At 55.6% G+C, this 931-nt stretch carries 2 protein-coding genes; one reads left to right on the forward strand and one right to left on the reverse strand.

What is annotated here, in order from left to right:
• The coding region (locus NG895_RS13595; protein WP_252853052.1) for an IS4 family transposase at window positions 1–614 on the forward strand (614 nt) is incomplete at its 5' end.
• A gap of 31 nt (window positions 615–645) precedes the next feature.
• Here NG895_RS13595 and NG895_RS13600 read toward each other — a convergent pair.
• A partial coding sequence (locus NG895_RS13600) for a hypothetical protein (protein WP_252853053.1) occupies window positions 646–931 on the reverse strand: 286 nt, incomplete at its 5' end.

The raw sequence follows: 931 nt of genomic DNA on the forward strand, positions 1-931 counted from the left end.
CTATCGAGGTCACCCTGCAACTGCGGTACAGCCAGATCACCGTGCATCCGCCGATCGGCAAACACAAAAAGTATCCGCCGCTGTCGCTGACCGTGATTCATGCGTGGGAGCGAGGCAAGCCGGAGGGTCGTAAGCCGATCTGCTGGAAACTACTCACCGATCTGCCAGTAGAAGGCCTGGAGTCGGCCATCGAAAAGGTGGAGTGGTACTCCCAGCGGTGGAAGATTGAAACTTTTCACAAGATTCTGAAATCGGGCTGCCGTGCCGAGGACGCCAAGCTCCGCACCGCCGAGCGGCTCACCAACCTGATCGCCGTGTTCTGCATCATCGCCTGGCGGGTGTTCTGGTTAACGATGATCAATCGCACCAATCCGAAGACATCAGCCGATTCGGTGTTCACGGAAACGGAAATTGCGATCCTGAATCACATCTCCGGAGATTCGGAGCAACCGCCTCCGAAGAACATCGCACACTATCTGATCGTCGTCGCTAAACTGGGTGGCTACCTGGCCCGTAAGAGCGATGGCCCGCCTGGCAACACGGTGATCTGGCGGGGACTGTCGAGGCTGACCGACATTCACTTCGGCGTCGAGATTGGGAGAGGGTTTGGATAGCTGATCGTGAACGCCGGAGAATGCAGCGTCGCTACTCAAATTCGCGCAATGCGTCCTGAATCCAAACTTCATATTCTTCCAACGACTCTGGTGCACTTGCCATGACCGACTTATAGCGTTCTAGCAGTCGCTCGACCTCCTGTCGATCAGCAGTTGCAGCGAAGCAGTGCGAGTGAAACGCAGCGTCACTGTACGATGCAAGACGATGCGTCGGTTTCAAAAACGCTGGAGTGGCATACACCTCGTCGCTCTCAGCAATCGGATTGTCGCACAAGGGGCAGATTGTCTTTCCACGAATCAAAAGAGCCATGTTCTCA

Source organism: Aeoliella straminimaris (genome assembly GCF_024054565.1).
GTDB classification, from domain to species: Bacteria; Planctomycetota; Planctomycetia; order Pirellulales; family Lacipirellulaceae; genus Aeoliella; species Aeoliella straminimaris.